This window comes from Amphritea sp., from assembly GCF_016744155.1.
In the GTDB taxonomy this organism is placed as follows: domain Bacteria; phylum Pseudomonadota; class Gammaproteobacteria; order Pseudomonadales; family Balneatricaceae; genus Amphritea.
Map to the genome: position 1 here is coordinate 65,385 of NZ_JADGEW010000001.1, position 20,810 is coordinate 86,194.

Here is a 20,810-nt window from a genome sequence, read left to right on the forward strand (position 1 = left end):
TCAGCCTTCCTGTTCCTGTTTTTCATTCTGTCCGATCTTTCGGATCAATTCACCGGCTAATGCCAGATAAGCTATCGCACCCCGCGAGTTTTTATCATACATCAGTGCGGGCAGGCCATGACTAGGCGCTTCAGCAAGGCGTACATTACGGGGGATTACCGTGCGATAAACCTGATCACCGAAGTACTCCACCAGGTGTTCAGATACATCTTTGGTCAGGCTCATACGCGGATCAAACATGGTGCGTAAGATTCCCTCGATTTTCAACGAAGGGTTGAGACGCTTGTTTATTTTATTAATCGTACCGATTAACGAACTGATCCCTTCCAAAGCATAGTATTCACATTGCATCGGAATAATCACTCCGCTGGAAGCCGCCAAAGCATTGACCGTTAACAGGTTCAGTGAAGGAGGATTGTCGATCAGAACAAAATCATATTGGTCCTGAACAGCTTCCAGGGCCATTTTCATGCGGAATTCTCGACGCGGTAACTGTAACAATTCAACTTCAGCAGCTGTCAGGTCGCCATTAGAACCGACCAGATCATAGCCCGCTGGAGCTTTTTTAATAATTGACTCTTCCATGGTCGCATCACCGGTCAAAACTTCGTAAACCGAATTTTTCAGGTGATGCTTATCTACTCCACTACCCATGGTAGCGTTACCCTGAGGGTCCATATCAACCATCAGTACCCGCTTCTTCATTACTGCCAGTGAAGCAGCCAGATTTACGCAAGTCGTGGTTTTACCCACGCCGCCTTTCTGGTTGGTGATGGTTAATATTATCGTCACGGTCTCGTTCTCCCTAACTTCAGCAGATGCCGCTCTCCATCCGTACCCGGAACATTTAGCCGGATACTCTGACGCAGATTAATGGATTCAGGCAATAACTCTATCTCTTCAACAGGATACATCCCTTTCATTGCGAGAAAAATACCCTCCTCGGAACAGAGATGCGAAGTCCAGTGAATCATATCCTGTAATGAAGCAAAAGCCCTTGATATAACCCCGTCAAATAGAATATCAGGGGTATATTTCTCTACCCTTTCATGGATCACATTAACATTATCTAAACCCAGCTCTGCTTTAGCCTGAAACTGAAAACGACTTTTTTTGATATTGCTATCAAGCAACGTAATCGGCAGATCCGGGCGGCAAATAGCCAGAGGGATACCCGGTAATCCAGGTCCACTACCCACATCGATCAAGCGTTCAACGTCGATATAGGGCAAGACGCTCAGGCTATCAATCAAATGACGACTGATCATCTCCTCCGGTGAACGAACCGCCGTGAGATTAAATGCCTTATTCCACTTAATCAGCAGCGCGTGGTATTTCAGTAACTGATCGTACTGCGCAGTGGTTAGTTCTAAATCGATCTGATTGCACTGTTGCTCAAGCAAATTATGATACTGCTGATCCATCAACCCTGAGCCTTCTTCTGTGTCATCTGTTTTTTCTTCAAGTGAATCAGTAACAATGAGATTGCAGCAGGTGTCATTCCCTGGATACGGGAAGCTTGTGCGATACTCTCTGGTCTGACATCTTCCAATTTTGCGGTTAACTCATTCGATAAACCACCCACTGAGGAATAATCAAAATCCAGCGGTAGCAAAGTATTTTCCTGACGACGGACCTTTTCAATGTCATCCTTCTGCCGATCAATATAACCCGCATATTTAATCTGAATCTCAACCTGTTCGGCTACCTGTGGATCGCTAACCGGATCGCCTTTTAGACCTGCAACAGCAGCATAATTAAGCTCTGGCCGCTTAACCAGATCTTGCAGATTGTATTCCCGACTTATGGGCTGCTGTAACTGAACATTAAGTTTCTCAGCTTCTGCAGTGCCCGGCTGAATCCAGGTCTCTTTAAGACGTTGACTTTCCAGTGCAACTGCTTCCCGCTTATCACAGAAACGCTGCCAGCGTTGATCATCAACTAACCCTAGTTCGCGGCCTTTCTCCGTTAAACGCAGGTCAGCGTTATCTTCTCGCAGTATTAACCGGTATTCCGCCCTGCTGGTAAACATTCGGTATGGCTCTGAAGTACCTAATGTAATCAGATCATCCACCAGAACCCCCAGGTACGCTTCATCACGATGCGGATACCACTGCTCTTTATCTTGTGCTCGCAGTGCGGCATTCACGCCAGCAAGCAATCCTTGAGCACCCGCCTCTTCATAACCGGTGGTACCGTTGATCTGACCCGCAAAATAGAGGCCATTAATCAATTTGGTTTCCAGGGTATGTTTCAGGTCCTGCGGATTGAAATAATCATATTCAATTGCATAACCTGGACGAGTTATAAAAGCATTTTCAAACCCTTTTATTGAACGTACCGCCGCCAGTTGAATATCGAATGGCAAACTGGTCGATATACCATTTGGATATAGCTCATGGGTGGTTAAGCCCTCAGGCTCAACAAACACCTGATGACTGGTTTTATCCGCAAAACGAACAATCTTATCTTCAACGGAGGGGCAATAACGAGGCCCTACTCCATCAATAATACCGGTATACATCGGTGAACGATCCAAACCAGAGCGCAGAATATCGTGTGTGCGCTCATTGGTATGGGTAATGTAACAACTGATCTGACGAGGATGATCAGCCAGAGAACCCATAAAAGACATAACGGGTGTCGGTGTATCACCGGGCTGTTCTTGCATCAGATTAAAATCAACACTACGTGCATCAATTCTTGGTGGTGTTCCTGTCTTCAAGCGATCGACCCGAAGTGGCAGTTCACGTAACCGGTCTGCTAAAGCGATCGATGGAGGATCACCTGCTCGTCCACCCAAATAATTATCCAGGCCAATATGGATCTTGCCCCCCAGAAAAGTACCTACCGTCAGGACGATGTTGCTAGCAAAGAAACGTAGACCAGATTGGGTTACTACGCCTTTAATCGATTCACCTTCCATAATCAGGTCATCGACTGCCTGCTGAAATAGTTGCAGGTTAGGCTGATTTTCCAGGATCTCACGAATAGCCGCTTTATAAAGAACTCGATCAGCCTGAGCGCGGGTAGCCCGTACAGCAGGTCCTTTACGTGAATTCAGAGTGCGGAACTGGATACCACCTTTATCGGTAGCAATTCCCATAGCTCCACCCAGAGCATCAATTTCTTTGACCAGGTGACTTTTACCGATACCACCGATAGCGGGGTTACAAGACATCTGACCCAGAGTTTCAATGTTATGGGTTAGCAGTAGTGTTTTTACACCGGTACGTGCAGCAGCCAATGCCGCTTCAGTTCCAGCATGGCCACCACCAATTACAATCACATCAAAGTGGTCAGGATAGTCCACTTAGTTAACCTCATCGTTTAACTGTTAAAAATCTGAATTTTATACCTGTTGGTATAGGGCTCAGAAAAAGGGCGCTAAGTATAAACCTAAGGGGGCAATATAGAAATGGTTAAACTTTGTACACTCTAACTAACTTGTTTTTATTTAAAGTCTTTTATATATAAGTAAGTATGTTCTTAAATATGTTCTTTATATTTATGGTTATTATTAAGGGAGCCATTATCAGTGCGTAACCCTCTTTATCTTCTATATATCAGTATGTTACAAGACAAAAAAGGCTGTAGTGAAGCTGCCAGTAACCCTTTAATAGGTTGTATCAGAGCTGTGTGTAACTAGGCACTTTATGCACAGGTGAAGTTGTGCACAGCTTTACTAAGGGGTTGTTCCTATCTAGTTATACAGTTTGTTAACAGGGTTTAGGGGATAAAACATAGGCTGATGCTGAAAATACCTGGATAGATAAGAGTTCAATTGTTTGGCGTATCTGAAATATTTTTCTGTTGATCCTGTTAAAGAGTTCAATCAGCCTAATATCAGAGTCTTTTGCTATATTCCTCTGTATATCAATAGCTTATTCATAACTAATCGGATTTATTGGCTGTCAGGGCCTATTCTGGGGCAAAGCTCTCTATTTTTATATTCAAAAGATAGTCACCGGAACTACACATCTTATTCGCGGGTAATTCACTGCTTATCCACAATTAATTGTGAGTAATTATAATGACTTATATAAATAAAAATCGTAAGTTGCTGAAAAATATATATTTATTGTAGTATTGGGTTTTATGGAATATTGTTTATAACTTTGGAGGAATGAATATATATGCAGTGGGTAACTTTATAGGTTTATAAAGTTTTTGATTGGGAGGTTGTGACAAATTTCTTGGACCTAATAATATCTTCTAGTTATTGGCTTTCAGAGGGGCTGGAGATCAAGGTAAGTATTATAAAGATATTGGTTGTACCTCAAAAATCGTTAAGGTAGCCATCATATTTATCTGACAGCTATGAGGTGCGAGCACTGAAACGACCGTCTGCTTCGCGAGTTAGTTTGAACAGGCCAAGGTATTCACAGCCTGTTCTTCGCACACTAGCATGCCCTTTAGGACTGCAACCTATTGAACATACTCGTACCTTCTTTAGACGCTATTCAAAGACTAACGCCTTGTTGAGTTAGCCATTGCTTTAGTTGTCCAAGAGGAAGAGCACCGCTAATTCTGGCGATCTCTTTACCTTGTTTAAACAGAATTAGTGTGGGGATTGAACGGATCTGTAATTGACCCGCTATCGTCTGTTCGGCTTCAGTATCAAGCTTAGCCAGCCTGAGGTTGGGTTCGAATTGTTCTGCAGCTTGTTCAAAGATAGGAGCGAATTGCTGGCAAGGTCCACACCAGGTAGCCCAGCAATCTATCAAAACAGGGATATCGTTTCGGTTGATCATGCTCTGATAATTTGTGCTGGTCAGTGCTGTGGTGCTTCCCTGAAACAACAGCTGTTTACACTTGCCACATTTAGCCCCATCACCCAGTCGGGCAGTCGGTACTTTATTAGTTGCTGAGCACTTTGGGCAGCATATATTTGAAGTCATAGTTAGTCCTTACTTACCAGTTAGCGCAATTGTTTATTTACCAATACAGAACGAGCTGAAGATACGCCCCAGCAGATCATCAGAACTGAATTCACCGGTAATCTCACTCAGATGTTGTTGTGCCTGACGCAGGTCTTCTGCCAATAGTTCCCCTGCACCGCCATAGATGAGTTGCTCTTGTCCGGTTAACAGCAGACTCTGGGCACGGTTTAGTGCATCAATATGCCGGCGTCTGGCGAGGAAACCACCCTCCGTAGTGCTAGCGAATCCCATACAGTCTTTTAGATGCTGACGCAGGTTGTCTACCCCTATATTAGCTTTGGCAGATAGGGATAACAGGGTGTGTCCATCATGCTCACCGATGATGGGTTGCTCTGATGTCAGGTCACATTTGTTACGGATAACCGTAATCTTGCTTCGGTCTTCAAGCTGACTAACAAATTCAGGCCAGATCTGTTCCGGGTCATCGGTGGCCGTGGTAGTGCCATCCACTATCAACAATACCCGGTCTGCTTTTTGAATTTCATCCCAGGCGCGGCTGATACCTATTCGTTCAACTTCGTCAGGTGAATCTCGCAGACCTGCAGTATCAATGATGTGCAACGGCATACCATCAATATGGATATGTTCTCGTAAAACATCTCGAGTGGTACCGGCGATATCGGTAACGATAGCGGATTCTTTGCCAGCCAGTGCGTTGAGCAGGCTGGATTTACCGGCATTTGGCCGACCGGCAATGACGACATTCATCCCTTCACGGATCAGACTACCCTGTCGTGCTTCCTGTTTAACATCGGAGAGGGTATCGATAACCTGTTGTAGGTCTCTTGCTACTTTGCCATCGGCGAGAAAGTCGATCTCTTCTTCCGGAAAATCGATAGCAGCTTCTACATAGATACGTAGTTGAGTCAGTGATTCTACGAGAGTATGAATTCGGTCAGAGAAAGCACCCTGTAGTGATTTAAGCGCGCAACGGGCTGCCTGCTCTGAGCTGGAGTCGATCAGGTCGGCTATCGCTTCAGCCTGAGTCAGGTCCAGTTTATCGTTGAGAAAGGCTCGTTCTGAGAACTCTCCCGGGTTAGCCAGTCGTGCGCCACAGTTAACGACCCGACGTAGAATAAAGTCCATAATAATAGGACCCCCATGACCCTGAAGCTCTAATACATCTTCACCGGTAAAGGAGTTTGGGCCGGGGAAATAGAGAGCAATACCCTGATCCAACTGATTTTTGTCAGCATCATAGAACGGACCATAATGGGCATAGCGGGGCTTTGGAACAAAACCGATTACCTGTTCAGCAATGGTTGCAGCTAGTTTTCCTGATACGCGAATAATACCAACCCCCCCACGTCCTGGAGGAGTTGCTTGGGCGGCTATTGTGTCCTGGTTAATCAGGGTCATAGGTTCTTTCCGAAATTATTCAGTCTAAATATAGACCGCACTTTAACATTTTCTGGTGGTTTTTCGTTAGATTAAGAGCCGTAGCTCGTTACTCGATAAAAGTCTTCTTTAATTAGGTAGAAGTGGCTTCTGACCGCGAGCAGTTTCATTCGAGTTTTATTCGCGGCTGGAAGCCGCTCCCACCATAAAAATGGTTGTGCAGAGATAGATAATTCTTAACGAGCAATGAGCAACGAGCAAAAAAAAGGCCTCCGAAGAGACCTTTTTATCAAACGGAGAGGCTAGGCTTACTTACCTTCACCTTCAATCTGCTTGTTGATTATGTACTGCTGAGTAATCGACAATACGTTGTTCACCAACCAGTACAGTACCAGACCTGCAGGGAACCACAGGAAGAAGAAGGTGAACATGATTGGTAGCATCTTCATAATCTTCGCTTGCATTGGGTCTGGAGGTGTTGGGTTTAGCAACTGCTGAATGAACATAGTTGCTCCCATCAGAATTGGCAGCAGGAAGTAAGGGTCCATCACCGACAAGTCATGGATCCACAATGCGAACGGCGCGTGACGCAGCTCAACAGACTCCAACAGAACCCAGTACAGCGCAATAAATACAGGCATCTGAGCAACAATAGGAAGACAGCCACCCAGAGGGTTGATCTTCTCTTTCTTGTATAGCTCCATCATCGACTGAGACATCTTCTGACGGTCATCGCCATAGAGCTCTTTCAGACGCTTCATCTCAGGGCCAAACTTACGCATCTTGGCCATCGATTTAAATGCTTTTGCATTTACCTGGAATAGCAGGGCTTTCACAACGATAGTAATACCGATGATAGCAACACCCCAGTTACCAACAATGTTGTGAATTGCTTTTAGCAACCATGCTAATGGAGAGGCGATAAACCAGAGAATGCCATAATCAACTGTCAATTCCAGGTCAGGAGCCGCTTCTTCCAGTAACTCTGATACTTTTGGTCCTGCGTAGAAGTTAGCACTTACTGACTTGGTCTCGCCTGCCGCTACGTCAAAAGAGGGTGAAACAAACCCTGCAATATAGCTACCAGCATTAACACGACTACTGTAAGTGTATTCAGCACCGGGTGCTGGAATCCAGGCACTCAGGAAGTAATGTTGCGACATCGCAACCCAACCATCCGGGCTAACCTTCTTAAAATTAGCTTCCTGCATATCATCGAAAGATAGCTTTTCGTAGGCATCTTCAGTCGTTGAGAAAACGGCGCCAAGGAAAGACTGCATACCCATATCGGTGGTTTGCGATGGGTCATCAGAGCCATCACGTTTTATCTGACCGAACAGTTTGCCCTGCCAGTTTTCAGCGGAACCGTTATTAACCACATATTCCTGGGTAATGATGTAGCTGCCAGGAGTAAAGCGGAAGCGTTTGGTTACTACAACGCCATTGTCAGAATTAAGCGTCAGATCTACAACCAGCTCATCCCCTTCCAGCTGGTAGCTGTTTTGGGTGGTGGTGTAAGCGGGACGACCATCAGGGTTTGCATCCGGACCATCTTTACCAATCAAGCCACTCTGGGAAACGTAAGTACGGCTACCATTTTGTTCTAATAGAATGAATGGTTGGTCATTTTCCAGGGCTGCTTTGTGATCTGTCAGTGCGACTTCGATAATGTCGCCACCTTTAGTATCGATCAGTAATTGCAGAACATCAGTTTTTACTTTAACCAGTTGCTGCTGATTAGTAGCAGTCACTGCTTTGGCTTCAGGCAAGTCTGAGCTTTCAGGAGCATCAGTATTAGTAGTTAAAGGAAGATCACTCTCTTCTTTTACTACAGGCTCTGTCACTGACTGGTAAGCGGAAACAGACTCAGCCTGGGCAACCGGCTCAGTCTTGACCCCGTAGTCCTGGTTCCATTGTAGCACCAGCATATAAGAGATAATTGCCAGTGCTGCGATCAATATTATGCGCTGTACATCCATGGTTTCTGGACCATTCTGTTATTTATGTGATGTGGTTTTAGGTTTCGTCTTAGACCGTTTAATCAGTCGAGTCCAGCTACGTGAAATAAGCGACTGTATTTCCTCATTGTCTAGATCCCCCAACCCTTTTCTAGAAAGGATGACGATATCGACATTTGGAAGTGAATGCTGATTTAAACGATAGGACTCGCGAATGATACGCCGAACGCGGTTACGATGAACAGCGAAACGGATATTTTTTTTGGAGAAGACGAAGCCAATACGGGGATGGTCGAGCTCGTTTGGACAGGCAAGGATCAATAGATGTTTTTCTGACACCTTGATACTAGCTCGGCTGAATACCTGTTTAAAATCCCCGCCTGTTAACAGTCTTAACTGACGGGGATAGCTGAATTCATTCATTCAGTGAGCCTGACGGGCAATTGCTTATGCTGACAGACGCTTACGGCCTTTAGCACGACGACGATTGATGATCGTACGGCCATTTTTAGTTGCCATACGTGCACGAAAACCGTGAGTACGCTTACGCTTCAGGTTGCTTGGTTGAAATGTTCTTTTCATTGGATCAGTCCTACTAACATACGTTGTGGTGGTATCAGTAAGGTTGCTGAATCCCACGGCCAAAAACAGACGCGGAATTCTAGTGAAATATTATGCATATTGCAAACACTTCTGGCGTCCAATTGTGAAAAAAGGCTCAATCTTTTGTTTGTCTTCTATATAGAGTGTTTATATAACCGCTAAAATATGATTTATTCAGATATGCACAAATATTTGGGGTTAAGTAAGTAAACTTCTTTTAAAACATATGGTTGTCCTGTTGTTAAGTCTGAATATTACCTGTTCCTAAATTATGGATAGTTTTTTGCCTATCGATCTGTTTCCCGCGTAACTTCTAGATTTATCGCTAATTGTTTGAAATACATGCATAAATTAATTAGTAACAGATTGCTTCTAACTGTGGATAAGAGGGCTGTTACAAGGTATCATCTGCTGATAATTTTCTAGGATTATCGTCTTGCCTTATCACTTCTTTAGACAACCTCTTTAGACATAGTGGAGACAGCGGGATTATTAAGGATTAGCTATGTCGGCTGAGTTGTGGGAACAGTGTCTTCAGAATCTCCAGGATGAGTTCCCCTCACAACAATACAATACCTGGATCAGACCGCTTAAAGCCTCTGCTGAATCTGACGCTGGTCTGGTGCTGTTGGCGCCGAATCGTTTTGTTAAAGATTGGGTCAGTGATAAGTACCTGAAGCGAATCCGTGAGATCGTCAACGCGGTTACTGGAGATATAGCGGGTCAGGTAAGTATCGATATTGCAGGGCACAGCGGCGGTTTCGCTTCGCGTCCTGTTCGTCCTACTCCCCCGCCCGCTCCGGCCCGACGTTCACCAAGCCGTTTTGCTGAGGCCAAGCCTTTTACCTCGCCTCAGGAATCTCAGTCAGTTGCGCCAGTATCTCAGATGCGGGCGGTTGAAGAAAACCCGCCGATGCAGTTGGCTATCGACGAAAGCAGTTTTCAGACGATCAGCCAAAGCGAAATTATTGTCCCACCTTCGGTTGCTCGTTCGCGTCCCTCTTCACGAAATGTTGATATCGACGGTGGTGTCGGCCATCAGTCAAATCTGAATCAGTCATTTACCTTTAACTCTTTTGTCCAGGGTAAGTCCAATCAGCTAGCGCTGGCCGCGGCTCAACAGGTGGCGGATAACCCGGGCGGCTCATACAACCCTCTATTTATATACGGTGGTGTTGGTCTGGGTAAAACCCACCTGATGCATGCGGTGGGTATGGAGATGATGCAGCGTAATCCCAACGCTAAAATCGTTTATCTGCATTCAGAGCGTTTTGTGGCTGACATGGTAAAAGCGCTGCAGCTGAATGCGATCAATGATTTTAAGCGGTATTACCGCTCTGTAGATGCACTGTTAATAGATGACATTCAGTTCTTTGCTGGTAAAGAGCGTTCACAAGAAGAATTTTTCCACACGTTCAACGCCCTGTTAGAGGGAGGTCAGCAGATGATTCTGACCAGTGATCGTTATCCTAAAGAGATAAACGGTGTGGAAGAGCGGCTGAAGTCTCGCTTCGGTTGGGGTCTGACTGTTGCCATTGAGCCGCCAGAGCTGGAAACCCGGGTTGCCATTCTGATGAAGAAGGCAGAAGAAGCTCAGGTCCGCTTGCCGGATGACTCGGCTTTCTTTTTGGCTCAGAAGATTCGCTCCAACGTACGTGAGCTTGAAGGCGCCTTAAAAAGAGTGATCGCAAATGCCCATTTTACCGGAAATGCGATAACCACACCTTTTATTAAAGAATCACTGAAAGACCTGCTGGCATTGCAGGATAAACAGGTTAGTATTGATAACATTCAGCGAGTTGTAGCCGATTACTATAAGATCAAAGTATCGGACCTACTTTCGAAGCGTCGCAGTCGTTCTGTGGCCCGGCCGAGACAGGTTGCTATGGCCTTGTCTAAAGAGCTGACCAATCACAGTTTACCTGAGATTGGAGATGCTTTTGGTGGACGGGATCATACAACAGTGCTGCACGGTTGTCGGAAGGTCGCATCGCTGCGTGAAACTGATACGGATATAAGAGAGGATTATCAGAACCTGTTACGTCATCTGACTGCGTAACGGACTGATCAATTAAGGGTAGCAAAAGATGAAATTTGTTATTTCGCGAGAAGCGCTAATTAAGCCGCTGCAGTTGGTTGCAGGTGTTGTGGAACGTCGTCAGACTTTGCCTGTGCTTTCCAATATCCTGCTGGTTGCCGAAGGCGACCAGCTATCGATGACCGGCACCGACCTTGAAGTCGAACTGGTGGGTCGAGTACAGCTGGATGAACCTGCTGAGGCGGGTTCAATTACTGTCCCAGCCCGTAAGCTGATGGATATTTGTAAGTCGCTACCAGATACTGCGCAGATCGAGCTGACCCTAACCGGTCAGAAGATGGTGATCAAAGCGGGTCGCAGCCGATTTACGCTATCGACACTGCCGGCGGCTGAGTTCCCTAATGTCGAAGACAGCCCTGAATCTTTTGAGTTGAACGTACTGCAGAGTCAGTTACGTCATCTGATCGATCAGACCGGCTTCTCGATGGCCCAGCAGGATGTGCGCTATTATCTCAACGGCATGTTGTTGGAAATTACAGAAAATAGCCTGCGTGCCGTCTCCACTGATGGGCACCGCCTGGCGACTAGTGTTGCCGAAGTTGATACCAATGGCCCGGCTAACTCTCAGTTTATTGTGCCGCGCAAAGGTATTCTTGAGCTGGCCCGTTTGTTACAAAGCGGTGATGATCAGGTGAAGCTGGTTGTCGGTGCTAATCATATCCGTGCCCATGCCGGTGATTACACCTTCACTTCTAAGCTGGTTGACGGCAAGTTTCCGGATTATCAGCGTGTAATCCCGCAAGGTGGCGACAAGTTTATGCTCGGCACCCGTCAGGAGCTGCGTCAGGTATTTAGCCGTATCGCGATTCTGTCGAATGAAAAATACCGTGGCGTACGCCTCTCCCTGACCAATGGTTATCTACAGGTTATGGCGAATAACCCTGAGCAGGAAGAAGCGGAAGAAACCGTCGCAGTGGATTACGAAGGTGATACGCTGGAGATCGGCTTCAACGTCAACTATCTACTGGATGTGTTGTCGATTGTGAGCTCCGAAGTGGTTCGCTTTACCCTCTCCGATTCCAACAGCAGTGCGCTGATTGAGGGTCTGGATGATGCGAACTCAATCTATGTTGTAATGCCGATGCGGATGTAATTTATCCAGGGGGCCTGTTTGGTCCCCTATACTCCCTCTCTATGCCGATAACCCAACTCAATGTTCAAGCGATTCGCAATCTGAGCGAACTCAGCCTGTCGCCCTCCTCCAGTATCAATATTATTTACGGTGCCAATGGCAGCGGAAAGAGTAGCCTGCTCGAGGCAATTCATCTGCTTGGGCTGTGCCGCTCATTTCGCACCAACAAACTTAATCATCTTATTCAGTCGGGCAGTGAGCGTTGTACAGTCTTTGCTCAACTTGATGCGATGGGTAGTGGTCAGAGTCAGCCACTAGGCGTTGAGCGAAATTTGGAGGGCGATAGTCGGATTAGATACGCCGGACAGAGCATCGACCTGACTACCCTGGCGGAGCTGCTACCGATCCAGGTGATTAACTCAGAAACCTTTATGATTCTTGAAGGAAGTCCAGGTGTCAGACGGCAGTTTTTAGACTGGGGTGCGTTTCATTCAAATCCTGAATTTATAAGGCTTTGGAGAGGTTTTCGTCGGGTATTAAAACAGCGTAATTCTTTGCTTAAATATGGTAAAATCGATCAACGGGTTCGTGCGGTCTGGGACAGCGAATTTATTAAGTATGCTGAGCAGTTGAATACGCTTCGCGAAGTCTATATTGAAGCATTAAAACCCGAATTTGATTTGATCCTGGCTGACCTGCTTGAAGACGTCAGCATAGAGCTGGGTTTTAGTCCCGGATGGGATAAAAAACGCGGACTGGATCAGGTATTGGATGATAACTTTGAGCGCGATCTGCGACAGGGTTATACCAGTGCTGGTCCACAACGCGCTGATCTGCGAGTTAAGGTTGATGGCCACGCTGCCTCGGAACGTCTCTCCAGGGGACAGAAAAAGGTGGTAGTGAGCGCCCTTAAGCTGGCACAAGGTGTTTTGTTTTATAAACTGAATAGTCGCTCGTGTATCTATCTGATCGATGACCTGCCGTCAGAGTTAGATAGACAGCACAGCAGACTGTTTTGTAATTATTTGGAAAAGACAGGAAGTCAGTGCTTTATCACCTGTGTTGATAAAGACGCACTGACAGGCCTCTGGTCGGAATCGACCGAGATCTGTTTTCTCAACATACAAGAGGGTGCTCTGAGCACTCGGTAAGCTAGTCAGGAGAACTGAATGAGCGTCGAAAATCAGGAATATGATTCTTCCAGTATTAAAGTCCTAAAGGGGCTTGATGCGGTTCGTAAGCGCCCGGGAATGTATATAGGCGATACCGACGATGGTACTGGTCTGCATCATATGGTTTTCGAGATCGTGGATAACTCGATCGATGAAGCGTTGGCGGGTCACTGTAGTGAAATTAAAGTGCTTATCCATGGCGATAACAGTGTCACGGTTTCCGATAATGGTCGGGGTATTCCTACCGAGCTTCATGAAGAGGAAGGTGTTTCTGCTGCAGAGGTTATCATGACCGTACTGCATGCCGGCGGTAAGTTCGATGATAACTCCTACAAAGTCTCTGGTGGTTTGCACGGTGTGGGTGTTTCGGTTGTAAACGCCCTATCTGCAGAGCTTAAACTGACTATTCGCCGTAAAGGTGAAGTGTTTGAGCAGATCTACCGTCATGGTGTGCCCGATGAGCCGCTGAAAGTGGTTGGTCAAACGGAGACCTCCGGTACTACGGTGCGCTTCTGGCCATCAGAAGGTACTTTTCATAATCACCTGGAATATAAGTTCGATATTCTGGCTAAGCGTCTGCGGGAGCTTTCCTTCCTTAACTCCGGTGTGGCTATCCGTCTGAAGGATGAGCGTAGCGGTGAAGAGGAGTTGTTTGCCTATGAAGGTGGTCTGAGTTCTTTTGTTGATTACCTCAATACCAATAAGACCCCTGCGAACAAGATGTTTCACGTTAACGTTATGCATGACAATGGCGTCGGTGTAGAAGTGGCGATGCAGTGGAATGACAGTTATCAGGAAAATATTCACGCCTTTACCAACAACATACCTCAGCGTGATGGTGGTACTCACCTTTCAGGTTTTCGTACCGCCCTCACCCGCGCGCTAAATAACTATATTGAAGCAGAAAACCTCAACAAGAATGGCAAGGGATCAACCACCGGTGACGATTGCCGTGAAGGTTTGACCGCCATCGTATCTGTTAAAGTGCCTGACCCTAAGTTCTCCTCCCAGACCAAAGATAAGCTGGTCTCCTCTGAGGTGAAAACAGCGGTTGAGCAAGCGATGTATGAGCAACTCAACGACTACCTGCAGGAAAACCCGCAGGATGCGAAAGCCGTCGTCTCGAAGATGATTGATGCGGCCCGTGCTCGTGAAGCTGCACGTAAAGCCCGAGAGATGACCCGCCGGAAAGGCGCGCTGGATATTGCCGGGCTGCCCGGAAAGCTGGCGGACTGTCAGGAGAAAGATCCGGCCCACTCTGAAATATACCTAGTGGAGGGTGACTCTGCTGGCGGTTCAGCCAAGCAGGGACGTAACCGTAAGTCACAGGCGATTCTGCCGCTTAAGGGTAAGATCCTTAACGTTGAGAAAGCCCGTTTTGACAAAATGCTCTCCTCGGTTGAGGTTGGCACCCTGATCACTGCGCTGGGTACCGGTATCGGCCGTGAAGAGTTTAATGCTGACAAGCTGCGTTACCACTCGGTCATCATCATGACCGATGCCGATGTGGATGGATCGCACATCCGTACTCTGCTACTGACCTTTTTCTTCCGGCAGATGCCAGAGATCATCGAACGTGGTCATATCTTTATTGCCCAGCCACCGCTTTATAAGATCAAGAAAGGCAAGCAGGAGCAGTATCTGAAAGATGATGATGCTCTGGATAACTACCTGCTTCAGGGGGCGCTGGAAGGCGCGTCTCTGCATGTTAATGCAGATGCTCCCGCTATTAGCGGTACCGGCCTTGAAGAGATCGTCAATCGCTACCGTGCGGTTGATCGCATGTTAGCGCGTCTGTCCCGACTCTATCCTGAGCCTATTTTACGTCAGATGATCTACACTGGTGGCTTGTCACTCGAGAATCTGAGGGATGAGCAGGCTGTAGCTGAGTGGGTCGATAAGGTCTGTGATGGTCTGGGTGATACGCTGGATGGCGGTGATGTTTATACTTCCTCTGCCGCAGAAGATATGGAACACCAGGGCGTATTTCTGCCAAGTGTTAAGGTGATGCAGCATGGTGTCAGCCACGAGTACACCTTCGATATGTCGTTCTTTGAATCGAAAGACTATGCAATGCTGATCAGTCTGGGTGAAACTCTGGACGGCCTCCTTGAAGAGACTGCTTACTTCAAGCGTGGTGAGCGAACATTTGCGACCACTGAGTTTTCTCAGGGCTTGAACTGGCTGATGGATCAGTCAAAGCGTGGCCACTATATCCAGCGCTATAAGGGGCTGGGTGAGATGAATCCCGAGCAGCTTTGGGAAACCACTATGGACCCTGAGCAGCGCCGCATGCTGCAGGTGACCATCGACGATGCCATCGCCGCCGATCTGCTCTTCACTACTCTAATGGGTGACGAAGTAGAACCACGCAGAGCATTTATCGAAACCAATGCGCTGAACGTATCTAATCTGGATATTTGATTTCACTGTGTTATTTAGAATGAAGTAAGAAAAAAGCAGCCTATTGGCTGCTTTTTTTATTGGTTCTTATTCAGGTAGTTTCACCACACCGCTTTGCGTGATGGGCTGAATAGGTTGAAAGTTTAGATCCTGAAGTGCCAGGTCGATGTCCCAGTCCTAAATTCAGATAGTTGAGGGCCTAAAAGCTCAGGTCTTGAGTTTCGCATAGGTTTCCAATGCGCTGCTCAAAATTAGCTTATTTTTAAGCGAAAGTTATAATCGTTTATGAGTTTAAGTTACTGACTAGATCTAGTGAATATCTGTCGATCTCAGTTCCAGCTTGTAAAGCAATCCATTCTTGTTTCAAGTGCTTCAGATTATCCGGACACTCAGTCGTGTTATAAAATACCTGCTTCAAAATTGTTCTGGGTTTGGCTCGAACCTGGTCAGTGAAATAGTTGTGGGTGTGTTTGGTTTTATCTATTCGAATTTATACAGTTATCAAAAAAACTGTTAAGTCGAGCTCCCTCAAGTTTTCTTGTCTACTCTAAGGCGTCTCTCGATGCGTTTAATGAACGTTGCAATCCACCTATCTGAACGTATTGAGTGTCTCTTGAAAGTTGCTTAAAGGCGCTCTCAAGAGGTGTTTTTTTTGGGGTGGCTCATGAAAATTATGATTTTTGGTGGGTGAAGCGCGGTGAGAAAACACTTCTCAAATATCTGGCTCAGCATTGTACGTTTCTTCAGAAGTGTATACGGACATCAGGTCGTAGTTTTTGCTAAATATTTTAGTAGGTCTTTTTACGCCAAAGAGGAATGAGATTGATTTGGTGGCGCCGGCTGAACGGATTGCATTAACAAACTGAACTCATTTTGTAAGTCAGGGTAACGGAGCTGTTCTTGAAAAGGTTTAGTGGCTGCTCTTGTTCGCAAGGTCGGTGAGTATAATTGAAAGGGTTTTGGTCGTTTGATATTGCATCGGTGGATTGTCTGCTATTGCAGTAGCGAGTTTTTATTTGAATAAGTAACTCACCCTCCTCTGCTGAATCTTGAAGGTGGTCTATCTGCTGGGTTCCTGTTTCTTGATTTCGAAACGCTAGACGTCTTATCCATGTGTTTACTGAGTAATGTTTCGTCGAGGGTTTGTTGCTAGTGCTGTGTCGCTTTCTATAAAGTTTAGCGCTGGTTATCAGGGCTCTCTATCAGCCCATTCTGTGTCAGTACACTATAGATTTTCAAAGCAGTTTTCTTGAGCCGATTAATTTCTCCCAGGCTTGGGTGATGGCCTGTTGCTAAAAGAGTTTCTTTTTCTTCGAGCTCCATATCTAGATAATCCATCAGTTTTTTTGAGCAACCGGTACAAGGGCCGTTACATAGTTTTTCGATTGGGGTATCGAACGGAATAGCTGTTCGTATCTGTTCTATAAGATTTCCCATGGCTTCTTTTGTGTCGGGTTTACTGGTCATAAGCTAATGTTTCACGTGGAACTATCGGTTAGTCTGAGGTTCGTTGGTGATAAATGATATGGAGCACGGCGGCTTCGAGATCATCAACGACTTGAGTGTTCTTAGGGATGCCTCCTTTTTGCAGGGTACGTTTCCCCTTCCCTGTGCTTACAAGAATGGAGGGACAGCCTACCGTTTCAGCAGCCTCAAGATCACGAAGAGAATCACCTACCACGTATACCTTTTTAGGATCGATATCTGGATAGCAGCTGAGAATGTGCTGATACATACCGGGCAAGGGTTTTCTGCAGTAGCAGTTATCATCCGGTGAATGGGGGCAGTATTCAATCTTATCTATCCGTCCGCCCTGCTCTTCAACTAAGTCTTTCATCTTTCGATGCATAAGATTGAGAGTGCTAAGGTCGAAGTAGCCTCGGGCTAGCCCCGACTGGTTAGTAGCCACGCAAACATCAAAGCCTGCTTTGGAAAGTCGGGCGATGGCTTCAATGCTGCCGGGGAGTGGTCGCCACTCATCGATGGATTTTATGTAATTGTCGGAGTCATGGTTTATTACACCATCCCGATCCAGGATTGCTAATTTCATATGGCTATCTTACATCTAAAAAACCGGAAACAAAAAAGCCGGTTAAATAACCGGCTTTTAATGAACTGCTAGCTCAATGCTGTCTTAGCTAAGCGCAGAGATATCGGCTACACCCAGAAATAGATTCCGCAGCTGGTTGAGTAACGCAAGGCGGTTGTTTCTTACCGCTTCATCATCAGCCATAACCATAACTTCATCGAAGAACTTATCAACGGTAGGTCGTAGTTCAGCAAGTGATTCGAGTACTTCTTTGAAGTCGCCCGCGGCAAATAGAGGTTGTAGTTCTGCAGACTTGGTCGCTACTGCGGCGGCTAAAGCTTTCTCTGCATCCTCTACCAGAAGCTCCTGAGATACGCTGTCAGAGATCTTGGCGTCTTGCTTGCTCAGGATATTTGATACGCGCTTATTGGCGGCAGCAAGGGCGCCTGCTTCTTCCAGTGTGCGGAAATGACTTACCGCTTGTACACGCTGATTAAACTCCAGAGGCCGGGTTGGGCGAAGTGCGTGAACGGCCAGGTAGGCCTCGATTGCGATGCCCTCATCGTCATACCAAGCGCGGAAGCGTTCAAGCATGAAATCAACGATTTTGGTTTCTAGTCCGTCACGTGCAGGCAGGTTTGAGTGGCTGTCCGCGGCGACCTTGATTAGATCTTCAAGATCCAGATCCAGTTGGCGTTCTACGATAATACGCAGTACGCCTAGTGAGGCACGGCGAAGTGCAAAGGGGTCTTTAGAGCCGGTCGGCGGTTGATTAATGCCAAACAACCCAGTCAACGTGTCCAGTCGGTCAGCCAAAGCGACCGCTATACCAGGTTCGCTTGTAGGGAGCTCGTCTCCAGAAAAGCGTGGCATATATTGTTCGTTCTGAGCCAAAGCCACTGCTTCGTCTTCACCGTCGTTGAGGGCGTAATGGTATCCCATCAAACCTTGTAGATCGGTGAATTCGTAAACCATATCCGTCATCAGATCGGTCTTGGCAAGTAGTGCCGCGCGCTCAGCTTTTGCCTGATCCTGACCCAGCTTTTCTGCAATGTGCTTGGCCAAAACAGCAACGCGGCTGGCTTTGTCATGCAGAGTGCCAAGGTCTTTTTGGAAGACGATAGACTTCAGGTCTTCGATACGGGATTCAAGCGTGCGCTTCTTATCGGTCTCAAAGAAGAAAGCCGCATCCGACAAACGAGGACGGATAACTTTTTCGTTGCCTGCGATTACCTGAGCTGGATCGGTCGATTCGATATTCGCAATGGTAATGAAGAATGGCATCAGTTTGCCATCGCTGTCAGTCACGTGGAAATACTTCTGATGCTCTTTCATTGATGTGATCAGGGCTTGAGCGGGTACGTCGAGGAAGCGTTCCTCGAAGCGTCCGGTCAGTGCAACGGGCCATTCGTTAAGACCCGTTACCTCGTCAAGAAGATCTTCATCAATCTGTGCGATGCCATCAATCAGCTGCCCTTCTGCTTCGACTTGCGCACGAATCTTCTCGCGACGCTCCTCAAAATCAGCCATTACATAACCAACGCTTTCGAGGTTTTCTAAGTACTCGTTTGCCTGGCTAAGTACGATTTCGTGGTTGTGGTGGAAGCGATGGCCGCGGGTATTGCGTCCGGCTGTCAGGCCGAGAATTTCGCATTCAATTACCTGGGTACCCATGAGCATAACCAACCACTTTACCGGGCGTACAAATTCAGTGCGTGATGCGCCCCAGCGCATGCGCTTAGGAATCGGTAGCTTGCCAAGTGCGCTTTCAATAATCGCTGGCAGTTCGTCTGCCAGTGCTTTAGCCGGGAGTTCTTTGCTAAAGCTCATCTTACCGTCGATATCGACCAGCTTATCAGTTGTAGTGCCGCACTTTCGGGCGAAGCCTTCAAGCGCTTTACTTGGGTTGCCTTGCTCGTCATAGGCGATACGCGCTGGAGGGCCTTGCATCATGAACGTGCTGCTAGGCACTTCATCTGCGAGGTTGCCCAGGAATAACGCCAGTCGGCGTGGTGCAGCGTATGAATTAATAATGGTGTCTTCAAAAGCATAAGCGGCTTGTTTGCCGAATAGATCTTTGATGCCAGCAAGGACTTCGCTTTCAAGTGCTGCAGACAATGTCTTAAGTGCTTTTGGTGGCAGTTCTTCGGTGCCAAGTTCGAACAGGAAATCCTGGCGGTTGATTGAATCGCTCATCACTTGTTCTCCTCTTCGCAGGCCGCGAGTACTTCGTTACGGATACCCTCTTCTGCCAGAGGGAAGCCTAATGCTTTACGCGTATTGAAATACGCAAGAGCAACTTCGCGAGCCAGGGTTCTTACACGGAGGATGTAACGCTGACGCTCTGTAACTGAAATTGCGTGGCGCGCATCCAGTAGATTGAATGTGTGGGATGCTTTTAGAACCTGCTCATAGGCAGGTAGCGGCAACGGTGTTTCAAGCGCTAGCAGCTTTTCACATTCTGCTTCGTGATGATCAAAGCTTTTGAATAGTTGAGGAACGTCTGCATGTTCAAAATTATAGGTAGATTGCTCTACCTCGTTCTGATGGTAAACGTCACCGTAAGTGATTGCGCTGCCATCGGGGTTATATGTCCAGATCAGGTCGTAGACGCTTTCGACGTCCTGCAGGTACATTGCGATACGCTCCAGGCCATAGGTGATCTCTCCGGTTACTGGGTAGCACTCAATGCCGCCGGCCTGTTGGAAGTAGGTGAACTGGGTAACTTCCATGCCGTTGAGCCATACTTCCCAGCCGAGTCCCCAGGCGCCCAGTGTTGGCGACTCCCAGTTGTCTTCTACGAAGCGAACGTCGTGAACGTTAAGATCTAGACCCATGCGCTCCAGAGAACCAAGATAGAGCTCCTGAATATTGTCTGGCGAAGGCTTCATTACTACCTGAAACTGATAGTAATGTTGCAGTCGGTTTGGGTTGTCACCGTAACGGCCGTCGGTTGGGCGTCGGCTTGGTTGGACGTATGCTGAGTTCCAGGTCTCGGGACCGATGGCGCGCAAAAAAGTTGCTGGATGGAATGTGCCGGCACCGACTTCCATATCCAGCGGTTGCATTAATACGCAGCCCTGCTCTGACCAATACTCTTGCAGCGCCAGGATCAGCCCCTGAAAGGTGCTGGCATCCGGTCTCGCTTTATCTGTCACTGAGTTCACCATTTCAAATCTGTTTGTACAAAAATA

At 47.0% G+C, this 20,810-nt stretch carries 16 protein-coding genes; 4 read left to right on the forward strand and 12 right to left on the reverse strand.

Annotated features, from left to right (window positions below):
- From QZZ54_RS00325 to rpmH, 8 genes are all read right to left on the reverse strand, one after another.
- Positions 1–792 carry a ParA family protein gene (locus QZZ54_RS00325; protein WP_290696989.1) on the reverse strand — a complete coding sequence of 264 codons (792 nt, stop codon included), beginning with the start codon at positions 790–792 and terminating at the stop codon, positions 1–3.
- A complete protein-coding gene (gene rsmG, locus QZZ54_RS00330; RefSeq protein WP_290696990.1) occupies positions 789–1,424 on the reverse strand; it encodes a 16S rRNA (guanine(527)-N(7))-methyltransferase RsmG in 636 nt (211 codons plus the stop codon). The genes QZZ54_RS00325 and rsmG overlap by 4 nt, the downstream gene beginning before the upstream one ends.
- On the reverse strand, positions 1,424–3,313 hold the full coding sequence (gene mnmG / locus QZZ54_RS00335; RefSeq protein ID WP_290696992.1) for a tRNA uridine-5-carboxymethylaminomethyl(34) synthesis enzyme MnmG: 1,890 nt from the start codon (positions 3,311–3,313) through the stop codon (positions 1,424–1,426). Before mnmG ends, rsmG begins: the two co-directional genes overlap by 1 nt.
- Positions 3,314–4,463: 1,150 nt before the next feature.
- Positions 4,464–4,901, reverse strand: a complete 438-nt coding sequence (trxC, locus tag QZZ54_RS00340) for a thioredoxin TrxC (RefSeq protein WP_290696993.1) — start codon at positions 4,899–4,901, stop codon at positions 4,464–4,466.
- 33 nt (positions 4,902–4,934) lie between these two features.
- On the reverse strand, positions 4,935–6,302 hold the full coding sequence (mnmE, locus tag QZZ54_RS00345; protein WP_290696995.1) for a tRNA uridine-5-carboxymethylaminomethyl(34) synthesis GTPase MnmE: 1,368 nt from the start codon (positions 6,300–6,302) through the stop codon (positions 4,935–4,937).
- Between the two features lie 287 nt (positions 6,303–6,589).
- Positions 6,590–8,260, reverse strand: coding sequence for a membrane protein insertase YidC (yidC, locus tag QZZ54_RS00350; RefSeq protein WP_290696998.1), 1,671 nt, complete (start codon positions 8,258–8,260; stop codon positions 6,590–6,592).
- A gap of 18 nt (positions 8,261–8,278) precedes the next feature.
- The gene (gene rnpA / locus QZZ54_RS00355) at positions 8,279–8,662 is read right to left on the reverse strand and encodes a ribonuclease P protein component (protein WP_290697000.1); all 384 of its coding nucleotides are present in this window, start codon (positions 8,660–8,662) and stop codon (positions 8,279–8,281) included.
- 24 nt (positions 8,663–8,686) lie between these two features.
- Positions 8,687–8,821 carry a 50S ribosomal protein L34 gene (gene rpmH / locus QZZ54_RS00360; protein WP_290697005.1) on the reverse strand — a complete coding sequence of 45 codons (135 nt, stop codon included), beginning with the start codon at positions 8,819–8,821 and terminating at the stop codon, positions 8,687–8,689.
- A gap of 526 nt (positions 8,822–9,347) precedes the next feature.
- On the opposite strand from rpmH, the gene dnaA reads away from it, so the two are divergent.
- From dnaA to gyrB, 4 genes are read left to right on the forward strand one after another with little or no spacing between them, the layout of a single operon-like run.
- On the forward strand, positions 9,348–10,901 hold the full coding sequence (gene dnaA, locus QZZ54_RS00365) for a chromosomal replication initiator protein DnaA (RefSeq protein WP_290697007.1): 1,554 nt from the start codon (positions 9,348–9,350) through the stop codon (positions 10,899–10,901).
- A gap of 28 nt (positions 10,902–10,929) precedes the next feature.
- Positions 10,930–12,033: a DNA polymerase III subunit beta gene (gene dnaN / locus QZZ54_RS00370; RefSeq protein WP_290697010.1), complete on the forward strand. Its 1,104-nt coding sequence runs from the start codon at positions 10,930–10,932 to the stop codon at positions 12,031–12,033.
- A 41-nt stretch (positions 12,034–12,074) separates the two neighbouring features.
- On the forward strand, positions 12,075–13,163 hold the full coding sequence (recF, locus tag QZZ54_RS00375; RefSeq protein WP_290697013.1) for a DNA replication/repair protein RecF: 1,089 nt from the start codon (positions 12,075–12,077) through the stop codon (positions 13,161–13,163).
- Between the two features lie 18 nt (positions 13,164–13,181).
- On the forward strand, positions 13,182–15,608 hold the full coding sequence (gyrB, locus tag QZZ54_RS00380; protein ID WP_290697016.1) for a DNA topoisomerase (ATP-hydrolyzing) subunit B: 2,427 nt from the start codon (positions 13,182–13,184) through the stop codon (positions 15,606–15,608).
- Positions 15,609–16,763: 1,155 nt separating this feature from the next.
- Here gyrB and QZZ54_RS00385 read toward each other — a convergent pair.
- From QZZ54_RS00385 to glyQ, 4 genes are all read right to left on the reverse strand, one after another.
- Positions 16,764–17,024: a hypothetical protein gene (locus tag QZZ54_RS00385; RefSeq protein ID WP_290697019.1), complete on the reverse strand. Its 261-nt coding sequence runs from the start codon at positions 17,022–17,024 to the stop codon at positions 16,764–16,766.
- Between the two features lie 58 nt (positions 17,025–17,082).
- Complete coding sequence (gmhB, locus tag QZZ54_RS00390; RefSeq protein WP_290697022.1) at positions 17,083–17,637, reverse strand: D-glycero-beta-D-manno-heptose 1,7-bisphosphate 7-phosphatase; 555 nt, start codon at positions 17,635–17,637, stop codon at positions 17,083–17,085.
- 84 nt (positions 17,638–17,721) lie between these two features.
- A complete protein-coding gene (glyS, locus tag QZZ54_RS00395) occupies positions 17,722–19,812 on the reverse strand; it encodes a glycine--tRNA ligase subunit beta (RefSeq protein WP_290697024.1) in 2,091 nt (696 codons plus the stop codon).
- Positions 19,812–20,786, reverse strand: coding sequence for a glycine--tRNA ligase subunit alpha (gene glyQ, locus QZZ54_RS00400; protein WP_290697026.1), 975 nt, complete (start codon positions 20,784–20,786; stop codon positions 19,812–19,814). Before glyQ ends, glyS begins: the two co-directional genes overlap by 1 nt.
- Positions 20,787–20,810 lie beyond the last annotated feature (24 nt).

Excerpts from the sequence above, each read along its gene's own strand:
- glyS (WP_290697024.1), bottom strand. The coding sequence starts at position 19,812 with ATGAGCGATTCAATCAACCGCCAGGATTTCCTGTTCGAACTTGGCACC.
- rsmG (WP_290696990.1), bottom strand. The coding sequence starts at position 1,424 with ATGGATCAGCAGTATCATAATTTGCTTGAGCAACAGTGCAATCAGATC.
- gmhB (WP_290697022.1), bottom strand. The coding sequence starts at position 17,637 with ATGAAATTAGCAATCCTGGATCGGGATGGTGTAATAAACCATGACTCC.
- rnpA (WP_290697000.1), bottom strand. The coding sequence starts at position 8,662 with ATGAATGAATTCAGCTATCCCCGTCAGTTAAGACTGTTAACAGGCGGG.
- gyrB (WP_290697016.1), top strand. The coding sequence starts at position 13,182 with ATGAGCGTCGAAAATCAGGAATATGATTCTTCCAGTATTAAAGTCCTA.
- yidC (WP_290696998.1), bottom strand. The coding sequence starts at position 8,260 with ATGGATGTACAGCGCATAATATTGATCGCAGCACTGGCAATTATCTCT.
- dnaN (WP_290697010.1), top strand. The coding sequence starts at position 10,930 with ATGAAATTTGTTATTTCGCGAGAAGCGCTAATTAAGCCGCTGCAGTTG.
- QZZ54_RS00385 (WP_290697019.1), bottom strand. The coding sequence starts at position 17,024 with ATGGGAAATCTTATAGAACAGATACGAACAGCTATTCCGTTCGATACC.
- dnaA (WP_290697007.1), top strand. The coding sequence starts at position 9,348 with ATGTCGGCTGAGTTGTGGGAACAGTGTCTTCAGAATCTCCAGGATGAG.
- trxC (WP_290696993.1), bottom strand. The coding sequence starts at position 4,901 with ATGACTTCAAATATATGCTGCCCAAAGTGCTCAGCAACTAATAAAGTA.
- rpmH (WP_290697005.1), bottom strand. The coding sequence starts at position 8,821 with ATGAAAAGAACATTTCAACCAAGCAACCTGAAGCGTAAGCGTACTCAC.
- glyQ (WP_290697026.1), bottom strand. The coding sequence starts at position 20,786 with ATGGTGAACTCAGTGACAGATAAAGCGAGACCGGATGCCAGCACCTTT.
- mnmE (WP_290696995.1), bottom strand. The coding sequence starts at position 6,302 with ATGACCCTGATTAACCAGGACACAATAGCCGCCCAAGCAACTCCTCCA.
- recF (WP_290697013.1), top strand. The coding sequence starts at position 12,075 with ATGCCGATAACCCAACTCAATGTTCAAGCGATTCGCAATCTGAGCGAA.